The organism is Anaerolineales bacterium (assembly GCA_015075725.1).
Lineage (GTDB): Bacteria > Chloroflexota > Anaerolineae > Anaerolineales > Villigracilaceae > Villigracilis.
The window spans coordinates 3865349-3883068 of the sequence record JABTTV010000001.1 but is presented as its reverse complement, the minus strand read 5'-3'; the positions used below and the strand labels follow the sequence as shown (position 1 = coordinate 3883068).

12 protein-coding genes and 1 riboswitch are annotated in these 17720 nt (G+C 53.4%); of the genes, 1 reads left to right on the top strand and 11 read right to left on the bottom strand.

Going from position 1 to position 17720, the window contains the following annotated elements; translation table 11 throughout:
* Positions 1–37 precede the first annotated feature (37 nt).
* The 11 genes from HS100_18525 to HS100_18475 form a co-directional block, all read right to left on the bottom strand.
* Positions 38–697, bottom strand: coding sequence for a corrinoid protein (locus HS100_18525; GenBank protein ID MBE7435919.1), 660 nt, complete (start codon positions 695–697; stop codon positions 38–40).
* Positions 698–714: 17 nt separating this feature from the next.
* Complete coding sequence (locus tag HS100_18520) at positions 715–1455, bottom strand: GntR family transcriptional regulator (protein ID MBE7435918.1); 741 nt, start codon at positions 1453–1455, stop codon at positions 715–717.
* Between the two features lie 85 nt (positions 1456–1540).
* A complete protein-coding gene (locus tag HS100_18515) occupies positions 1541–4324 on the bottom strand; it encodes a diguanylate cyclase (protein MBE7435917.1) in 2784 nt (927 codons plus the stop codon).
* A gap of 129 nt (positions 4325–4453) precedes the next feature.
* Positions 4454–4600: a hypothetical protein gene (locus tag HS100_18510; protein MBE7435916.1), complete on the bottom strand. Its 147-nt coding sequence runs from the start codon at positions 4598–4600 to the stop codon at positions 4454–4456.
* A 59-nt stretch (positions 4601–4659) separates the two neighbouring features.
* Positions 4660–6843, bottom strand: coding sequence for a S8 family peptidase (locus tag HS100_18505; GenBank protein MBE7435915.1), 2184 nt, complete (start codon positions 6841–6843; stop codon positions 4660–4662).
* Positions 6844–6991: 148 nt separating this feature from the next.
* The gene (locus tag HS100_18500; GenBank protein ID MBE7435914.1) at positions 6992–7702 is read right to left on the bottom strand and encodes a hypothetical protein; all 711 of its coding nucleotides are present in this window, start codon (positions 7700–7702) and stop codon (positions 6992–6994) included.
* 43 nt (positions 7703–7745) lie between these two features.
* Positions 7746–7851: riboswitch (cyclic di-GMP riboswitch) on the bottom strand.
* A gap of 21 nt (positions 7852–7872) precedes the next feature.
* Positions 7873–11469, bottom strand: a complete 3597-nt coding sequence (locus HS100_18495; protein MBE7435913.1) for a S8 family serine peptidase — start codon at positions 11467–11469, stop codon at positions 7873–7875.
* Positions 11470–11635: 166 nt separating this feature from the next.
* Entirely contained in the window at positions 11636–11836 is a 201-nt protein-coding gene (locus HS100_18490; protein ID MBE7435912.1) for a hypothetical protein, read from the bottom strand.
* Between the two features lie 252 nt (positions 11837–12088).
* Positions 12089–13000 carry a response regulator gene (locus HS100_18485; protein MBE7435911.1) on the bottom strand — a complete coding sequence of 304 codons (912 nt, stop codon included), beginning with the start codon at positions 12998–13000 and terminating at the stop codon, positions 12089–12091.
* A gap of 121 nt (positions 13001–13121) precedes the next feature.
* The gene (locus tag HS100_18480; GenBank protein ID MBE7435910.1) at positions 13122–13778 is read right to left on the bottom strand and encodes a response regulator transcription factor; all 657 of its coding nucleotides are present in this window, start codon (positions 13776–13778) and stop codon (positions 13122–13124) included.
* A complete protein-coding gene (locus HS100_18475) occupies positions 13753–15747 on the bottom strand; it encodes a PAS domain S-box protein (GenBank protein ID MBE7435909.1) in 1995 nt (664 codons plus the stop codon). The genes HS100_18480 and HS100_18475 overlap by 26 nt, the downstream gene beginning before the upstream one ends.
* A 272-nt stretch (positions 15748–16019) precedes the next feature.
* Here HS100_18475 and HS100_18470 point away from each other — a divergent pair, with 272 nt between their 5' ends.
* Entirely contained in the window at positions 16020–17690 is a 1671-nt protein-coding gene (locus HS100_18470) for an NAD(P)H-dependent oxidoreductase subunit E (protein ID MBE7435908.1), read from the top strand.
* The last annotated feature ends 30 nt before the right edge of the window (positions 17691–17720 follow it).

Genomic DNA, 17720 nt, shown 5'->3' with positions numbered 1-17720 from the left:
CGGGCTGTCGCCGTACTCGACCATCGGCGTAGGGTGATTATGCCTTCCCAACCAATTGCTTCGCCAGTGCCACTGCACCCACGGCATCTTCCGAAGTGCCGTCGGCTTTGATCTTTGTCGCCCAGTCGCGGGTGATCGGCGCGCCGCCGACCATTACCTTGATGCGCGGACGCAGGTTTTCCTTGTCCAGTTCTTCGATCAACTCGCGCTGGCGCACCATCGTGGTGGTCAGCAACGCGCTCAAGCCGATCAGGTTTGCATCGATCTCCAGCGCCCTGCCGATGATCTTCTCGGCGGGCTGGTCCACGCCCATGTCCGTGACTTCGAATCCGGAGGCGCTGAGCATCGTACCGACCAGAGTCTTGCCGATCTCATGAATGTCGCCTTCGACGGTTGCCAAAATGACGCGACCCATGATTTCGCGAGCTTCGCCAAGTTTCAAGAGTTCCGGTTCAAGCACCGCCACGGCGGCTTTCATCGCTTCGCCTGCCATTACCAATTCGGGCAAAAAGGCTTCCCCCGCGCCAAACTGGTCGCCGATGTAATTGACTCCCACCACAAATCCCTTGGTAATGGCATCCAGCGGTGGGACACCCATTTCGATGGATTTCTGGGCGAGTTCCACAGAAATATCCGAATCCCCGTCGATGATGCTTTGCGCCATGTCCTTATATAATTTCTCGAGCTCTTCCGACATACTGCCTCCTGATGTGTTTACTTGGATTTTTTTATCAAGTGCGAGACTTGTCTTTCCTTTTCCTGTAAAAGCTTTGCGGGAATGTTGCGATAATTTTCAAGCCACCGGCCCGATTCCATCACGTGTTCCAGCGAGACTTTCACCGCCAGGTCCGGGTCGTGTTTTTTGAACGCTTCCAGGATGGCGGAATGTTCATCGTGGGTTTGCGCCACGCTGCTGGAAACAAGTTCCGGTTTGCGGTAGAGCGCCTCGTATAAAAGCCAATCGGGGAATGCGTTCGAAACGATCGCATACAGTTGGATCAACAGATTATTGCCCGACGCCTCTGCAATGGCGGCATGGAACTCGCGGCTCATCTGGCGTTCCTGCGGCATCTCGCTCAGCTCAACATGGCGGTCCATTTCTGCCATGATCGACTCCAGGCTTTCGATCTGCTCGGGCGTGATATTCAATGCGGTTTCACGCGCGATCATCGCCTCGAGAAAGAGGCGCATGCCGTATGCATCGACCACATCCTTCTCAGACATATCGCGCACGCGCACGCCGCGGTATGGTACGCGCTCCGCGATGCCTTTTGCCACCAGCAGGTCCAAAGCTTCGCGCACGGGGGTCATGCTCACGCCCATCTGGCTGGCGATCTCTTCCTGCCTCAGCCACTCGCCCGTGCCGTATTTCCCGGCGATGATCTGGCGGTGCAGCGCATCGTAAATTTCCTCCTTCAGAGGCTTGTGGGCGAACTCTTTAATGATGGCTTTCATGATTATACATTATATATAATCATGAGATAAATTGGAAGAGATGCTTGTCACTCAAATGTCACAAATTCCCCCATAGATCGATGGTTCAAGTCGTATTCATTTTTCGAATCAGGTGTCTTGACCCGAAGACGGTCATCCTGGACTCGGTCAACTGGTTGGCGGATAGTAGAAACTCCCCGGATTTCAATAATTGAAGCGCATGTTCAACCACGATCGGATCGAATTGAGTTCCCGAACAGGCCCTCAATTCGTCGAAGATATATTCAAGGGAACGGGCTTTTCGGTAGGGGCGGTCGGACGACATGGCTTCGATGGTATCCGCCAGGGAGACGATCCTAACCTCCAGTGGAATTTGAGATCCTGAAAGCCCGTCCGGATATCCCTGACCGTTGTATTTTTCATGGTGGTGACGGACGATTGGCATCAACTGCCGCAGGGCGGGGGAATTTTCAAGGATCTTTGTCCCGATTTCGGGATGACGTTTAATCTCATTGAATTCCTCGGGAGTTAATTTTCCAGGTTTGAGGAGGATCTCCATGGGTATTCCGAGTTTTCCAATATCGTGCAGCAGACTGCCCTTCCGGATCGCTTCGATCTGGTTCGAATTCAGACCCATTGCCGTCCCGATTCGAGTTGCATAGTTGGTCACCCTGTAAGAATGGCCGAGTACGAAGGGATCGCGAAGGTCGATGATTTCCGCCAGGGTCATCAACAACCCTTCGTTGAGTTCCGTGATCTCATCGGATTTTTTTACCAGGACCTGGTTTTTTTCGCGAAGCTCCTCAACTACCTGCCGGGTGCGGTCTACATATTGTTTTTGGCTGACCCGAAGAAGGAACATTGGGATGGTCATCAGAAGCAGCCCGACGATGTTTTTGTATTGAAAACCGAAGACCATCGAGTAGGCGATGAACCCGATGCCCACATAATAAGGCACCAGCCACTCAAATTTGTCCCGCCAAACTTCCAGGATTGAATGCTTGAGATCCAGACTCATGCCGAGCGCCACCATCCAGGAGGTTATCAGGAACAGGGAGGTTGCCGCAAGCAGACAAATGGCGATCTGGGAAAGGATCGAAATTCCAAGGAAGTCATTTCCAAAGACATAAACAATCAATAGGGTTACGGTGCCTGCCAGGATGTGGGTTCCAATATTGAACAAGAATCGATTAAATGGACTTCGGTATTTTATGAAAAGGGACAGTGCCACCACCAGGCTCGATAACACCACGCCGACAGGACCGTATAGCAAAACAGACAACAAGATCGGGACGGCAGATGTCGAAACCGAGGATCGTTTTGAATATAGATCGATCGAAAGTAATTCAGATATTACGATCAGAAGGCAAAGGATGACGAGTCCCCCCCAATGATCCGGGTATATATCTTCGAATTGCAAAGATCGGAGCGTTGCCGTGAAGGCAAGCAAAGACGCAAGGAATGTTGTGAAGGCGAACAGCCGGGCCGCAATATCCGAGGTTCCCGATTTTCTTCCGCTTTTGCGTGATCCGTCCTTTTTCTCCTCGATCGGCTCGATGTTATTGGAAACATCGTTCGTATTATATTTGGGATCGGAGTCGTCAACTGGATGACGAACCATGGGATCGGTAAAGTTGCCGCCGTCCCCGGGTATAACTGCGGCGGGTGTCAGGTTATTTGGAGCCTGGTCAGTCGAAGACGAAGAAATTTCGAGGTATTCCTCGTTTTTATATGCGTATGATTTGTTTCGTCCGCTCAATTTTGAATGATAAAGCGCCAGATCCGCATTGTGCAGGATTTCCTCGGCTGTTTGGTTGAAATTTTCGCGTTGGGCAACGCCGAAACTCATGGACACCCGAATCGGAGTGGGACTCGTGCCAATCACAAACTCTTGTTTTTCGATCGTCTTGCGCAGGTATTCCGACCTTGCGAACGCCTGGGAGAGTTCCGTCTCGGGCAAAAGAATTGCAAACTCCTCGCCTCCAAACCGGGCGACTACGTCATAATCCCGGACGGATTGGTTGAGGATCTTGCTGATGCCGATCAGGACGTCGTCCCCGGCAAGGTGGCCGTACGTATTGTTGATGTTGCGAAGCAGATCCAGATCACCCAGGATCACAGACAGGGGACGATCAAAGCGATTGGCGCGCGCCATTTCGCTGGACATTTGCTTTTTAAAATGGGCATGATTGAACAGCCCGGTCTTGCTGTCGGTCTCACTCTGCCGTTCGAGGGCCGGGATGCGCAACGACGTGTAGATCAAGTACAACGGGAAAAGGAAAAGGAGGAGTCCGAACGGGCTGATCTCCCATACCAGTTCCAGCATGCAGCCGACCAATAGAACCGTCAGGTCCATTACGAAGGGAAAGAAATCCATCATTCGCGAGACCTTCAGATTCTCCCCGCGCGCCAGCCATAGGATGATCGCCAGAAGCAGATGGTTCAGGAAGGTGAATACCGTCATGCTCGCGATAAGGGATAGAATCCCGAATGATGACGCCGTCGTGCCGGAGGGATTCATGAATTGGAATGCGATCGACGCCCCCCATATCGAAATGGAATAATTGGATATATTAAATGTCTGGATAAACCAGGGCGGTTTGTTCCAGGCCCATTCTGCGAGGTTCGAGACCAGGATGACGATCAACGTTGCGCCGAGACCGAGATGAACAAAGGTGAAGCCGTAGATCAAAAAACTGAAAGTATAATGCGAGCGAACGGTCGTCCCAACCACCTTGGCAATGTGCAAAATCGATGCCGCCATACAAAGGATGATCAGAATCGGCAGGTCTGCATTGAATCCGGAGCGGATGTTATGCAGGAACGATGCCGCGCCCAGAATATAAACCGCTGCAAGGTATGTTTTGGTCGTCAGGGAAAGTTCTTTCATATGAAGCCTCTTGGACTTGAATGCGAGCGGATTCCTGAAAGGGTGGTTCTGAATAACCAGCAATTGTTATGGATGACGGAAAAGGCTTCGGTGCATTTCGCCGGAGCCCTTTCCGTCATTTGCGATTCCTCAACCGTTCCAGCCGATTGTGCATGTAATTTGGGGAAGTCTCTCTTTGATCAGGGTGTGGATCGAAGTGACAAGCAGTAAGCTGATACCCGTCCAAAGCAGGGCGATTATTGAGTTATGAACCTGGGTCAGATGATTAAGTATCATGATTTTATCCTTTCATTTAACGCCGATCGTTCTTCGGAATAAGAATCTGATTGTATGACCTAGGGGTCCCAGTAATCAGTGTTCCAGCCAGCGGAGTTCCAGCCTGCCGAGCTCCAGGCGATACTATCCCAGTTAACTGAATTCCAGCCAGCCGAATTCCAGCCGGCTGAGTTCCAGCCGGCGCTGCCCCAGGTTATCGGATCGCTTCCAGTTGTGAGCATCTGGCTGGGAGGAATACCTGTATTGGCGGTCTCGATGGTATCTCCCATTACTGCAGCAAAGGTATTAAGGTATCCTGAACCGGCTTTTTCGTGATCGTAGCCAGCCCAACTCGAGTTGGAGGTTGCCATCAAGCGATATTTGACCTGATCCGGGTTGAGGTTGGGATTTCTTTGCAGCATCAGGACGACCGCCGCAGTGACCATCGGAGCCGACATCGAGGTGCCCGACATCCTGAAATAGTTATCATCCACCCGGTGATCCGGATGTTCGACGTACACTGTGCTGTTTGTGCTTGCAAGCAAACTGATGATATTTCGCCCCGGAGCCACCAGGTCAGGTTTTGCATAACCATCTTCAGTGGTTCCATAAGCGGAGAAGTTTGCGATGGCATCGTCGAACAGCCAGGGGGTACCCATATCATCGGTCGCGCCTACCGTGATCACGAAGGGATCGTTCGCCGGTGGCAGTAGCTCCACCGGTCCGCTGCCGGTGCCGTTATTGCCCGCCGAAACCACCACCACAATGCCGTTGAACCATAGGATCTCCACCGCAGCGTCGACCGGGCTGCTATGGTAGGATTCGGGCGTTGCGCTGTTCATGGAGATATTGACAACCCTGATGTTGTAAGCGGCGCGATTTTCATAGATCCATTGCAAGCCATAGATCAAATCCGAAAGATAACCGCTGCCATCCGCGCCTGTAACCTTTACATTGACCAGGTTGACCGCTGGCGCATTCCCGATCCGAGCGCCTTCAGATGACTGTCCCGCCCCTCCGATGATGCCTGCTACATGCGTACCATGCCCGTAATCGTCGTAACCAATATCTTGAATGGCGATCTCTTCGCCTGTTGACAAGGTAACCATTGCCTGGCTTTCCAATCCGGTTTCCGATGATGTCTGGCTCTCCAAGCCTGATGATGGATGAGACACCACAGCCTCAGCGGTCATGCTCTCCCTGCTATAGACAAAATTCGCATCTCTGGTGAAGTCGACGGAGGCGACGATACGCGAGGCAGAATTTGTGGTCAAATCAAGGTGGTTCACCAAACCGCTATCCACTACGGCCACGGTAATTCCCTCCCCGGGGGCGGAATTGTTCGTCCAGACATTGTTGGCCAGAACACTGCGGATGTAGGCGTTTGCCAGCCGTGAATATTCGATTTGAACATTGTCGACGTGCAGGTAGCCATTGACCGTGCCTTCTCCAACGAAACGCACGCGCGTAAACGCGGTGGCATAGGGGCTGATATCGTAGGTTCTGGCAACCTGCCCGCTGTCCGAGGCTTTCATGCTGAAGATGTCGAGCGTGATCCAGGAATTGCCGTTATCCGGGGAAACCTGCACGCTCACCGTGCCGTTGGTGGATGAGATTGCTTTTACACGGGTGTCAAAAGTAAGGGTGGCTGAGGTGACCAGCGCCAGCGGGGCAGGACGGTATATGCCGCGGCCAGAAATGCTGGTTTTGCCTCCGCCAATCCGCAGGCAATTCCCTGCCGCACATTCATTGCTTGTGACCACCGTCACCTTGCCCTTTGTTGCGCCATCGCTTTCACCCACCTCTTTCCAGGTCAGCATCCACGTATTGGTTCCAGTTGTTCCGTTATAGCCGATGCTGTTGAATTCGTCCCGGAATGTGTTCGAGTCGAATCCGCCTGCCAAAAATACCTGCGAGTCGATGGATATCCAGTGGACACCTTCATGCCCGGCAAGTTTGAGCAGTTCCCCGCCCTTCATTTCAGCCGAAAATCCGGCAATCATATCCAATGATTTGATGATATTTCCCCCATTTTTTAGGACCTCATCCTCGACCTCCATGTCCTTCAGGTCCTTGTTCTCCGCCTCTTTCTGGACGATGACCATGAATCTGGCTTCCGGGTTCTCCTCCGCCATCTGAAGCAGGCGCGGATCGGCTTTGGGCGGATCATCACCCGCTTTCGCCCGGTTGATGGGGCCTCCCAAAGCGGCGAGGAGCAAAAAAAGGATGATGACCCCATTGAAAAATGATCTGGTTTTACGCATTCTGGCTCCTTTACTCGATAATTCCTGTATCGTTATATCGCCTTGAGTGAAAGTGGGGTATATGTAAATCTACGTATCGTTGTATCGATGCTTCATTGCACCGTTTTCCTGAGAGCCCTTTGGAGATCGGCGTGTTTGTGATTTCTGTTCATGATGTGCTCTTATCGGGGACTTCCTTTTTCATTACCGAGATCTGGCGCATGAGGGCGGGAACTCTCAAGGCTTGGTAGAGCAGGTAGAGGGGCGGAATATTTAAGAGGGAGGCGAGAGGCGTGAACTGCCATGCCAGACCGGTTACGGATCCCATCGAAAGCAGGGTGAAATCAAGGAAAAGGGTCAGGAACTCGAACAGGCCCGATTCGGCAAAACTCTGGTTGCGCGCCAGCTTGACCACGATTGCCAGGAGGAAATGGTTGGTCAGGACAAAAACCAGGTTGCTCCCGGCAAGCGCGATGGCTTCGATTGCATTAAGAGCCTGCCTGCCCTGGCTGATGCTGGTGAAGATCACAGCGCCGAGGGAGACCGGCAGGATGTGATTGCCGATATTGAAGAGTTGGATGTACCAGGGGTACTTGTGCCATGCCCATTCGACAAGATGGGAGACCAGGATGACGAAAATCGCGGCAGGCAAACCGAGGACGATGAAGGTAAACCCATAGAGGAACCAGGCGATGGAGTAGTTGGTCCGATTGGTGGGACCTTCGACCTTGAGGGTCTGGGCGACAGCACCCAATGCCGCGAGCAGATAGAGTGCCGGGGAACCCCAGTCCATTGCGAGAGCGCCCCATGCGGCGAGAAAGAAACCGATCAGGATGACGACCAGTATGTATATTCTCGTAAGGATTGACAAATTTTTCATTGATGCTCTCTTTTCGTTCGTGTCCGATTTTTTGCAGAGAGCAGGAGGTGATCCAGCCACCGTGGGGTGCGGGCTTGGCTCTTTGTCCCGCACCCGTTAGGTCTGTGATTTTGCGTCCCTGCCTTTCAGCAGGTTTGCCTTTTCTTTGCTTTTGTCAATGATTGAATTTCCTAGTTATCCCAGATACCGGAATTCCAACCAGCCGTGTTCCAGCCTGCGGAGTTCCAGCCTGCGGAGTTCCAGCCTACAGAGTTCCAGCCTGCGGTGTTCCAGCCAGCGGAATTCCAGCCTGCGGAACCCCAGATGATTGGCTCACTGCCGGTGGATAGCAATTGGCTGGCAAAGATGCCAGTGTTGGCGGTCTCGGTGCTTGTACCATTCACGGCGGCAAAGATATCGAGATGGCCCGCGCCAGATTGGCTGGCGGAATACCCGCTCCAGGTGGTGTTGGCGGTTACCATCAAGCGATACTTGACCTGGTCAGGGTTGAGATTCGGTTCATCCTGTAGCAGAAGCGCCACAGCGCCCGTTACCACCGGGGCAGACATGGAGGTGCCGGACATGCGGAAGTAATAATCGCCGACGCGGTGCAAGGGGTGAGCTGTATATACCGTTGACGCTTTGTCAGACAAGGGAGCAACAAGGTTGCGGCCGGGGGCGACGAGATCGGGTTTGGCGAACCCGTCCTCGGTGGTGCCAAAAGCGGAGAAGATAGCCAGGGTATCGTCGGTAAGATCGCCCGTGCCTTTATCCTCTGTTGCGCCGACCGTAATGACGAAGGGATCGTTGGCAGGCGGGTAGAGGATATCGGGTTCCGAGCCGTTGCTGTTGCCGTTGTTGCCAGCCGAAACCACCACCACGATGCCGTTGAACCACAGGATCTCGACCGCCGCACAAAGCGGGCTGGTGTGGTAGGACTGGGCGACCGTGCTGTTCAGGGAGAGGTTTACGACTTTGATGTTGTAGGTGTCCTTGTTGTCGTACACCCATTGCAGGGCGTCCACCACGGTGGATTCGTAGGTCATGCCGTCTTTATCGGAGATCTTGAGGCTGACCAGGTTCGCCCCTGGTGCTACCCCTTTGTATTCTCCATTGGACATGGCACCATTGCCGGCGATGATGCCGGCCACATGCGTACCGTGTCCGTACTTGTCATCAGAATTGCCGCTCGTGAAGTTCATGCTTTCCATGATGCGCCAATTCCAATTGGCAGTCGTAAAATCCTCATGGTAGTTTATGCCGCTGTCGATTACTGCGACGGTCACGCCACTGCCGTCCAAGCTCAGTTGATCTGCCCTGGTCGTCGGCAGGAAGGCGCTGAAAATTATGGGGATCTGGAAATTGGGACCGAATTCAGAGGTGTTATTACCGCTGTCCGTTGCGGTGGCTGTCAATTGGTCACCTGAGACCAAGCCAAAGCCCGGCAGGCTACCGTTGAAGTTGCCGCTGGCATCGGTAGTCAGGTAACCCACGAAGGTCTGGCCTTCGCCGTAGCCACTGCTGTCTGCGGAGGACTTGAAGAACTCGACGCGGGTGTTGGCGAACGTGCTCTGGTTGGCGGCGCTGCCTACGTAGCCAGTGACGTTCAGTATGCCTCCGGAGACCGACGCAGAGGTGATGACCGGGTAGTCCATGCCACTGTTGGCGCCGGTACCGACCGAACCATTGTTGGTCGTCACGCCGTCATAACCGAGGTTCAGCCCAAGGCTGGTGTTGGAGTGGAGAGAATTTCCCAGGACGCCATTCCCGGTAACTGTGTCACCGGCAACAACGATCCCCTCGTAGTTATAGGCGACAAGGTTACCAGACCCGGGCACGGTACCGCCGATCAGGTTATTACCGGCATACCCATTTACCTTTATCCCCGTGTGATTATTATGAAGGTTGGTCGTACCGGTCTTATCGGTGCCGATATAGTTGCCCTGGATTAGACCGTTGGTGGATTGAAAATCAATCCCATCCGACCCGTTGCCGGAAATTACGTTGCGCTCGCTCGAGGCCGTGCCGCCGATCTTGGTGCCGGTGCCTCCTGTGATGAATATGCCCTCGTTGGTGTTGCCGCGGATTTGCATCCCGGTAAGGTCGGTGCCGATCAGGTTGCCCTGAATCGTGGTGTTATTTGAGTTGGAGGCAAACACACCATCCTTAAGATTACCCGAGATGATATTCCCGGATCCGGGAGCGTTGCCGCCGATCAGATTTCCATCCGCTTGCTGGATGTAAATGCCGGTTCCACTTGTGTTTTGCGTTGACAATCCGTTTGGAAGGATTGCGTTTCCTGAAGCATCCAGCCCAATGATGTTGCCCTGGATGACATTCGCGGCGCTCCACTGGTTGAAAATTCCGTGATAGTCATTACCGGAGATTACGTTTCGGTCAGCCGCTGTCGTTCCGCCGATGGTATTACCACCCGATTGGTAGTAGAGCAAGATGCCGGAGCCGAGGTTGCCGCGGTCAAGCGCCCCGGTGACATCCGTGCCGATGTAGTTTCCAGCGACGATGTTATTGTCGTTGATATCCAGGCGAATGCCATCGCCGCTGAAGCGGTTGATCACCAACCCGCGGATGGTACTATTCCCAGCTTCTATTGTCAGCCCGTTTATGCCGGCCCCCGCAAGGCTGCCATCCAACTCGATGATGGGTGTGCCTGCAAAATCAGGCTCGCTGGCGCCGTTAATGATTACAACATCGGTGATTTTTGGTAGGGCAGAAGTCGGTCGAATAGTGTGTGGTCCAGCTCCGGTGATGTTGAAGGTGATCGTGTTCGCCCCAGTGCTGGCATTGGCTTGTTGAATGGCTGCACGCAGAGTACATTGACTTGCCGTCGAGGTTTGGCAGACACCATCGCTTGTATTTGCATCCGCACCATCGGCGGTGCTGTTCACCACAAAAGTACCGGCGGGTGGCGGGGGGGATGGGGGTTCCCCGATGGCATATTCAATCTGCACGTTGTCGACATACAGGATGTCGGACTTCCCCAGTGACGGGGAGGTCGCAAAACGGATCTGCGTGTTCGCCGCCGCGTAGCTCAGGATGTTGAAGCTGGCGGTCTGCCAGGAACTGTCTGAGCCCGCTCCGGCAAAGCGCCCCAATTCAGTCCAGGTGGAGCCGCCATTGGCGGAGGCCTGGATCACCACATAGTCACTGGTGCCGTCGAAACTGCTGCGTTTGTACTGGAAGGTCAGCGTAGCTGATGCCACACCGGACAGATTAGCCTGGCGGCTGAGCGTGCGGTTCGTGCTGCTCAACTGGAGTTGGCCGCTGGAGATCTTAACATACCCAGAAGTGGCACTCACGCTGCCATCGCCGGTTTCAGCCCAATTGCCCGCCCAGGTTTGCGTCCCGTTATTATTGCTGTAGGCCACCTTAGCGAACTCGTCACGTACGGTTGGGTCGCCAGCCGCCATTGAGACCATGGGCGCATCCACCGAGATCCAGCGCACCTTCTTTTTCTTCGCCAGTTTGAGGATCTGCCTGCCGGTCAATTCAGCGGAGAAACTCTCGATCACTGTGAAATGTTTCTTGACCTTGCCCCCCTCGTTCTCCACGTCCGCTTCCGGGTCGGTTTCGGTCGAGTTCTTGACCTTGACCGCCTTTTGGACGATGACCTTGAAGACAGCATCCGGGTTCTCTTCCGCCATCTGGAGCAGGCGCGGATCGGCCTTGAGCGGATCACCGTCTGCCAAGGCATTGCCGGGACCTCCCATCGCTGGGAGGAGTAGTACGAGGATAAAAACGCCATTGAGAATAAGTTTGGTTTTGTTCATGTTGATCTGCCTTTTAGCGAGCGGCAACTAAGCTGATTCTATTAATGGATCCATTCTGTCGAACGAAAAAAAACACCGGATACCACCGACAGCGGGTTCGCGGGCCCATAATGAAGAGCATCTCAAGCTCCACCGTGTACGCTTGAGATGCTGCTCTCTAAACTTGCTATGTGTTCCACCCCGCATTGATCTCTTCAAAGGGTCCGAATTCACCGGCATAACAGTCTGCCCTGGTATTCCATCCTGCAGAAGGGCAGAAACCTTTTCCCGCCACAGCTCTCTCTGCGCCGCCCACAGCCAGGACCAGGCCAAATGCCAGGGCGAGAAGTAAAATAACGATAACCGATACGCGAACGATTCTGTTCATGTGAGGTCTCCAGTTCTCGGGTAGGGTACCCGACTGAACATATTATGCAATCTGCCGGCTCCTGCGGAAATATGTAGTCCTACGTATTTCGGCCTTACAGTTGGTTTAGTGTCCAGACAAGTTAAAAAAATCCATCGGCGGAAAAGCGGCAGGGCTTGGAAACTCGAAGTTATCAAAAACAATCCGGAGCCAATGTCTAATAGTTTCTAATTTTTAACAGGATGCTAAGGACTTGTCTATTCAGGTATTGAGTTATTCACCCTTTTTTACGGAAACCTGGTAGTAGTATTTCGAAGACTCGTCCCCCTGTGCAATCGCGAGCGCCAGCGCATATCTTGCATCGCCGAGGACCACATCCACTTTTTCATAACCGCGGTCGCAAAGCAGGATTCCGATCCTGATCGGTATTCGGATCATTCTGGAAATATTCGGGACCTTCCTGTATAGGAGTTCCTGTATCCGGTTCGCGATCTGAATCGAGATCTCGCCATTGGGGATATTTTCGACCAGGATATAGAAGGTATCCGTGTCAAATCTGGCCAGGGTATCGGTGGGGCGGAGAATGCATTTTAATGCGCGCGCGATCTCGTGCAGGATATCCTCCCAATTATCGGGTCTCGGTGTTTTGATCCCTCCGCCGTTGGGCTCCAGGTTGAAGAGGAGCACAGCAAAGAGATACGGATCGATTTCACTCGATTGCTTGAGCGAGTTTTCCAGACGGTGTTTGAAAAAAGCCTGGTTATAGAGGCCCGAAGGACCGTCCCATGGTTCCTGCGGAAACGGAATCGCCTTGGGAGAATTTTTCGACAAAGTGATCCGGCTGATCAGGGTTGTCATTTGCTCGATGCTGACCGGTTTGTAAAGCACCAGGTCGGGTTCCACCGATAAGCCGCTGGCAACTTGTGAATAAGCCGTGATCACGATCACTTTGGTGTCGTTCAGCCTCTCCTCTCTGCGGATCATTTGCAGAATTTGATTCCCGGAAACCCCGGGTAGGTTCAGGTCCAGGAGGGCAACATCGGGCTGGCTGCAGGATAGCCGTTCAACGGCATGATCGCCGTGAAAGGCGATCTCTGTTTGGAAGCCGGCCAGGTCCAGGGCGTGTCGAAACAGGGCGGCAACATCCCGATCGTCCTCGATGATCAATGCAAATGGTTTGGCCATACCGGAAATGATCAGTTATTGCTCGTTTTCATAATTGGGTGATACGGAAGATCTTTTCATCATTGATGAAATAGAAGCATCTTTTGCTTCATCCAAGGCGCGGACGCTTAGCTCCCATTTTTTACAATTCAAGGATCCCGTGTTTCAAGGCGTAGCGCAGGACTTCCATTCGGTTGTGTAAACCGAGTTTCTTCATCATCCTGCTGCGGTGAAGTTCCACGGTTCGGTGGCTGATCGAAAGTTTTCGCCCGATCTCCTTGCTGGAAGAGCCTTCCACGATCATTTGTAGGATCTCGCGCTCGCGGTCTGTCAGGGATTCATATGGGCTGGTGAACCCTTTCCGATCTCCCCGGAGATTTACCGATAATATATTGGATAATATATTGGAAAGTTTTGGGCTGAAATATGTTCCCCCGTCGATCACTTCGCGCACGGCTTGCACGATTTCACTGGGACCCGTGTCTTTCAAAACGTATGCCGAGGCGCCGTTTTCCAGCGCCTTCACCACGTAAACATCGTCGCATTGCATCGATAGCACGATCAAATGGAGCGCCGGGCATATCTTTCGCGCCTGTGCCATCACCTCCAGGCCGTTCAAATTGGGCAGCATCATATCGACGATAAGCACGTCCGGCTTTAGCCGCTCGACCAGCGCAACCGCTTCGACGCCGTCTCCCGCCTCACCCACCACTTTGAACTCCGCCTCGTTCTCGAGCAGATTGCAAAGCCCCTGGCGGACGATGGGGTGATCGTCAGCGAGCAGAAGGTTCACGGTCATATTTTCTCCTTTCAACCCTTCGTGTCGAGATTGGAATAACGGCGAGGATTTTTGTTCCCTGGTTGGGGATGGATTGAATTGCCAGGTTTCCGCCGAGGAGGACCGCCCTCTCCCGCATTCCGCCCAGCCCTGTGGTGCGCGCTTCGAAGATCAGGTTGGGATCGAATCCTCTGCCCTGGTCTGAAACGATGATCTCCAGGACGTTGTCCTGCACCGCTAAACTCACTTCGACTTCTTCGACTTGTGCATGCCGGGCTGTATTGGTCAGGGCTTCTTGGATGATGCGATATGCGGAAATTTCGACATCGGGAGGCATGTGTTCCGTCAGCCTCTCCTGGCGAAAACGGACACTGATCCCGGTTTGCTTTTTATATCTTTCGAAATGCCAGTTCAAGGTGGGGATCAGACCTGCGTCATCCAGCATTGCGGGCCGCAGGTTGATGGACATCTCCCGGACCTTTGAAATCACATCGCCCACCGATTTTTGGATTTCATCTATCTGCTTCTGCTGAACCGGCGGCGCCTGCCTTTTCGATGTCTCCAGCATGAACTGCAGACCGGTCAATACCTGTCCCAGGTCATCATGCAATTCCCTGGCCAGGTGGCGGCGTTCGAGCTCCTGGACTTCCAGAAGACCCTTGGCAAGTTTTCTTTGCTGTTCGCGGCTGTTCTTGATCTGTTCGAATAATCTCGCATTGGCAATTGCCGCTGTGACCTGGTGGGCAAGACCTTTGAGGAGTTCGAGGTCATCCTGGAAGAAATTTCGTTCCTTTCCGATCGAACCACAAACCAGGATGCCGTTTATATCCTGGTTTCTGGTCAGCGCGGCAACAGCAAGGGATTTGATTTGAAGTTCGTGCATGATTTGCGAATATTGGGGCTCTCCCCATGTGCTCAGATCGGGCATGGTAAATATGGTTTTATCCGCGGGCAGGTATTTCATGAGTATCTCGCGGTCGAAGGAAATACGCGGCCGATCGTCACTCGCATGGCGCAACTCGTGGACTGTCTCCCTTGCCATTTCCACATAGCTGGAGGACCTTGAATCGTACAAAAATACCAATGTGAATGAGGTGTTGAGCACCTGGTTGGTGACTGTGCAGACCATATCGAGGACGTCTTTGATCTCGAGCGATGAATTCAATTTCTCGGCGACCCTGGCCAGGGCTTCGGCGCGCCCCGCCTGGTGTTTGATCTCGTTGAGAGCCGCCCTCTGGGAGGTAATATCATTGAAGGCGTAGACCATCCCGCGTTTGTTCTTTTCTTCGTCCTTGATCGGGTTGAAATGCAGCCGGATTGGAACGATTGTCCCATCGTATGCGTGTAACAGTCCCTCGAAATCCCGATAGGATTGGATTTCACTCTCCTCCTCCAGTTCCCGGATTTCCCTCGGATTGAGGGTGCTTTCGTCGAGAATCTTTATAACCTCCTCGATCTTTTTCCCAATGGCTTCAGCGCCGCTAATTCTTGCCAATTTCTCCGCAACGATGTTGACGAATTGAATGCGCCCCGCCTCGTCACATGCGATCACGGCGTCTCCAATGCAGGTCAGGATCGCGTTCAACCATTTCCTGTTCTCGTCCAGTTTTTTTTCGAACTGGTGACGTATCCGGGCGGTTTCGATGGTGGACAGGATGTGCTTTTCATCGAATGGCGTGAATATATACCCGTAGGGATGAGTACCCCCGGCTTTCCGGATTGTCATCTCGCTGGTGTAATCAACGATGTACACCACCGGCAGATCGAAATCATCCTTAATGAGTTTGCCTGTTTTTGTGATGGTTCTTTTCCCCCGGTCCCGCAAATTCATCAGAACGATGTTTGGTTGTGTAACTTGGATGGTTTCGACGGTTTCTTCACTGGAGTGGGTGACTGCAACCACGTTATAGTCCAGATTCTCCAATACCTCCCTCAATTCAAGAGCCGGTGACGCATCTAAATTGGCGATTAATACATTGATGCTGCTCATGGGATTCTCCGGATGTCGGCTCCTCGTCCTAGGAGTGATCGATGGATGCAGGTGAATGCGGTGATCTGGGGTTTGTTTTCGGTCTCTGCAGGCATTGTACGATCCCGATTTTACATACGGCAATCAGCATCCACCATAGTATGAATGTCAACAAAAGGTACAGTCTTTCAAAATTGTTAGACTGTACCTTGGTACAGTCATGCCGCTGCGTAAGACCGGGCTTTCTTGTCAGCCAAAACATTTCCGTCTATACTTTGGATATTGGAGTATCCATGTCAGAAATCGACTTATCCGCCATGAAACCTGCGCTCGAAAAATACAGTCCCATGGGCCGCCCGGGGTTGTTGCCCGCCCTGCACGCGGCTCAAAATATTTATGGCTGGCTGCCGGAACCCGTCGCCGCCGAGGTCGCCAAAGCCTTGCGCGTCCCGCTTGCGGATGTGCATGGCGTGATCGAGTTCTACTCGATGTATTACAACACGCCGACCGGCAGGAATGTGATTCGTGTCTGTACCGACCCGGCATGCGGGCTCCGGGACTCGGAGGGGATGTTGAACAAGCTCTGCCTTCAATACAAACTGGACCCGCATCAGACTCACCCCGAGTTGGATCTCACCATCGAGCCAAGTCCCTGCCTTGGGTTGTGCGACCAGGTCCCCGCCGTGTTGGTGACGAATGGGAACCAGGCTATCGAAGAGTTTACGTCGACCAAACCCTATCGTCCGATGTCTCCCGTTGGAGGGACGCTCCGTCTGCTGACCAAAAATTGCGGCGGCAGGACGACCTCATTGAAGGAATACGGCGAATATTCTGCGCTTAAGAAAGCCAAAACCATGAGCCGGGAAGAGGTCGTGAAGGTGATCAAAGACTCCGGTCTGGTTGGGAGAGGCGGGGCGGCATTCCCGACGGGCATTAAATGGGAAGGCGCGCTCAAGGCGGAGGGGGATGTCAAATACGTCATCTGCAACGCGGATGAGTCCGAGCCGGGCACGTTCAAGGACCGCATCCTGATGCTCGACGATCCGCACCTGATGATCGAAGGGATGTGCATTGCGGCATACGCCATTGGCGCAGCGAAGGGCTATATCTACGTTCGGGGCGAGTATCCTTATATCGTCCCTGTTTTGGAGAATGCGCTCGAGGAAGCAGGCATGGCGGGTTATCTCGATGATTTTGGTATCGAAATTCGTGTCGGCGCGGGCGCCTATATTTGCGGCGAGGAGACCGCGCTGTTCGAGTCCATCGAAGGGAAGCGCGGTTTCCCGCGCGTGAAGCCGCCCTTCCCGACGACATATGGCGTGTTCGGCATGCCGACCGTCATCAATAATGTCGAAACGCTCAGCAACGTGCCGCTCATTATTTCGATGGGGTCGGCGGAATATCGCAAGATCGGCACCGAGAAATCGCCCGGACCAAAACTGTTTTGTGTTTCCGGTGATGTGGAGCGGCCTGGTCTCTACGAGCTTGCTTTCGGCGCAACCCTGCGTGAGGTGCTTGACATGGCGGGCGGCGTTGCGAGTGGGAAAAATCTCAAGTCGGTCTTATTCGGCGGCGCTGCGGGCGCGTTTGCCACATCCGAACATCTCGATGTGAAAATGACCTTCGAAGATTTGCGCGCGGTTGGTCTGCCGCTCGGCTCCGGCGTGGTGATGGTCTTCGACGAAACCCGCGACATGCGCGATGTGTTGAAGCGATTGGGTCATTTCTTCGCGCATGAATCCTGCGGCAAATGTTATCCCTGCCAGATGGGCACCCAGCGCCAGAAGGAAATTCTGGACCGCATCGCAGATGGAAAAATTCAGGATGGCGACTTGGTCCGCCTGCAGGATGTCGGCTGGACGATGACGGATGCGAGTCTGTGCGGCCTTGGTCAGACTGCGGCCGGCGCGGTCTTGAGCGCGATAAAATTGTGGCCGGAATTGTTTTTCGAAAGTGGAAAGTAGAAGGTGTTGATTTACTCCACTCTCCACTTT

What these genes read in the sequence shown, in the direction of transcription:
- HS100_18525 (MBE7435919.1), bottom strand. Translation starts at nt 697, where the DNA reads ATGTCGGAAGAGCTCGAGAAATTATATAAGGACATGGCGCAAAGCATC.
- HS100_18520 (MBE7435918.1), bottom strand. Translation starts at nt 1,455, where the DNA reads ATGAAAGCCATCATTAAAGAGTTCGCCCACAAGCCTCTGAAGGAGGAA.
- HS100_18515 (MBE7435917.1), bottom strand. Translation starts at nt 4,324, where the DNA reads ATGAAAGAACTTTCCCTGACGACCAAAACATACCTTGCAGCGGTTTAT.
- HS100_18510 (MBE7435916.1), bottom strand. Translation starts at nt 4,600, where the DNA reads ATGATACTTAATCATCTGACCCAGGTTCATAACTCAATAATCGCCCTG.
- HS100_18505 (MBE7435915.1), bottom strand. Translation starts at nt 6,843, where the DNA reads ATGCGTAAAACCAGATCATTTTTCAATGGGGTCATCATCCTTTTTTTG.
- HS100_18500 (MBE7435914.1), bottom strand. Translation starts at nt 7,702, where the DNA reads ATGAAAAATTTGTCAATCCTTACGAGAATATACATACTGGTCGTCATC.
- HS100_18495 (MBE7435913.1), bottom strand. Translation starts at nt 11,469, where the DNA reads ATGAACAAAACCAAACTTATTCTCAATGGCGTTTTTATCCTCGTACTA.
- HS100_18490 (MBE7435912.1), bottom strand. Translation starts at nt 11,836, where the DNA reads ATGAACAGAATCGTTCGCGTATCGGTTATCGTTATTTTACTTCTCGCC.
- HS100_18485 (MBE7435911.1), bottom strand. Translation starts at nt 13,000, where the DNA reads ATGGCCAAACCATTTGCATTGATCATCGAGGACGATCGGGATGTTGCC.
- HS100_18480 (MBE7435910.1), bottom strand. Translation starts at nt 13,778, where the DNA reads ATGACCGTGAACCTTCTGCTCGCTGACGATCACCCCATCGTCCGCCAG.
- HS100_18475 (MBE7435909.1), bottom strand. Translation starts at nt 15,747, where the DNA reads ATGAGCAGCATCAATGTATTAATCGCCAATTTAGATGCGTCACCGGCT.
- HS100_18470 (MBE7435908.1), top strand. Translation starts at nt 16,020, where the DNA reads ATGTCAGAAATCGACTTATCCGCCATGAAACCTGCGCTCGAAAAATAC.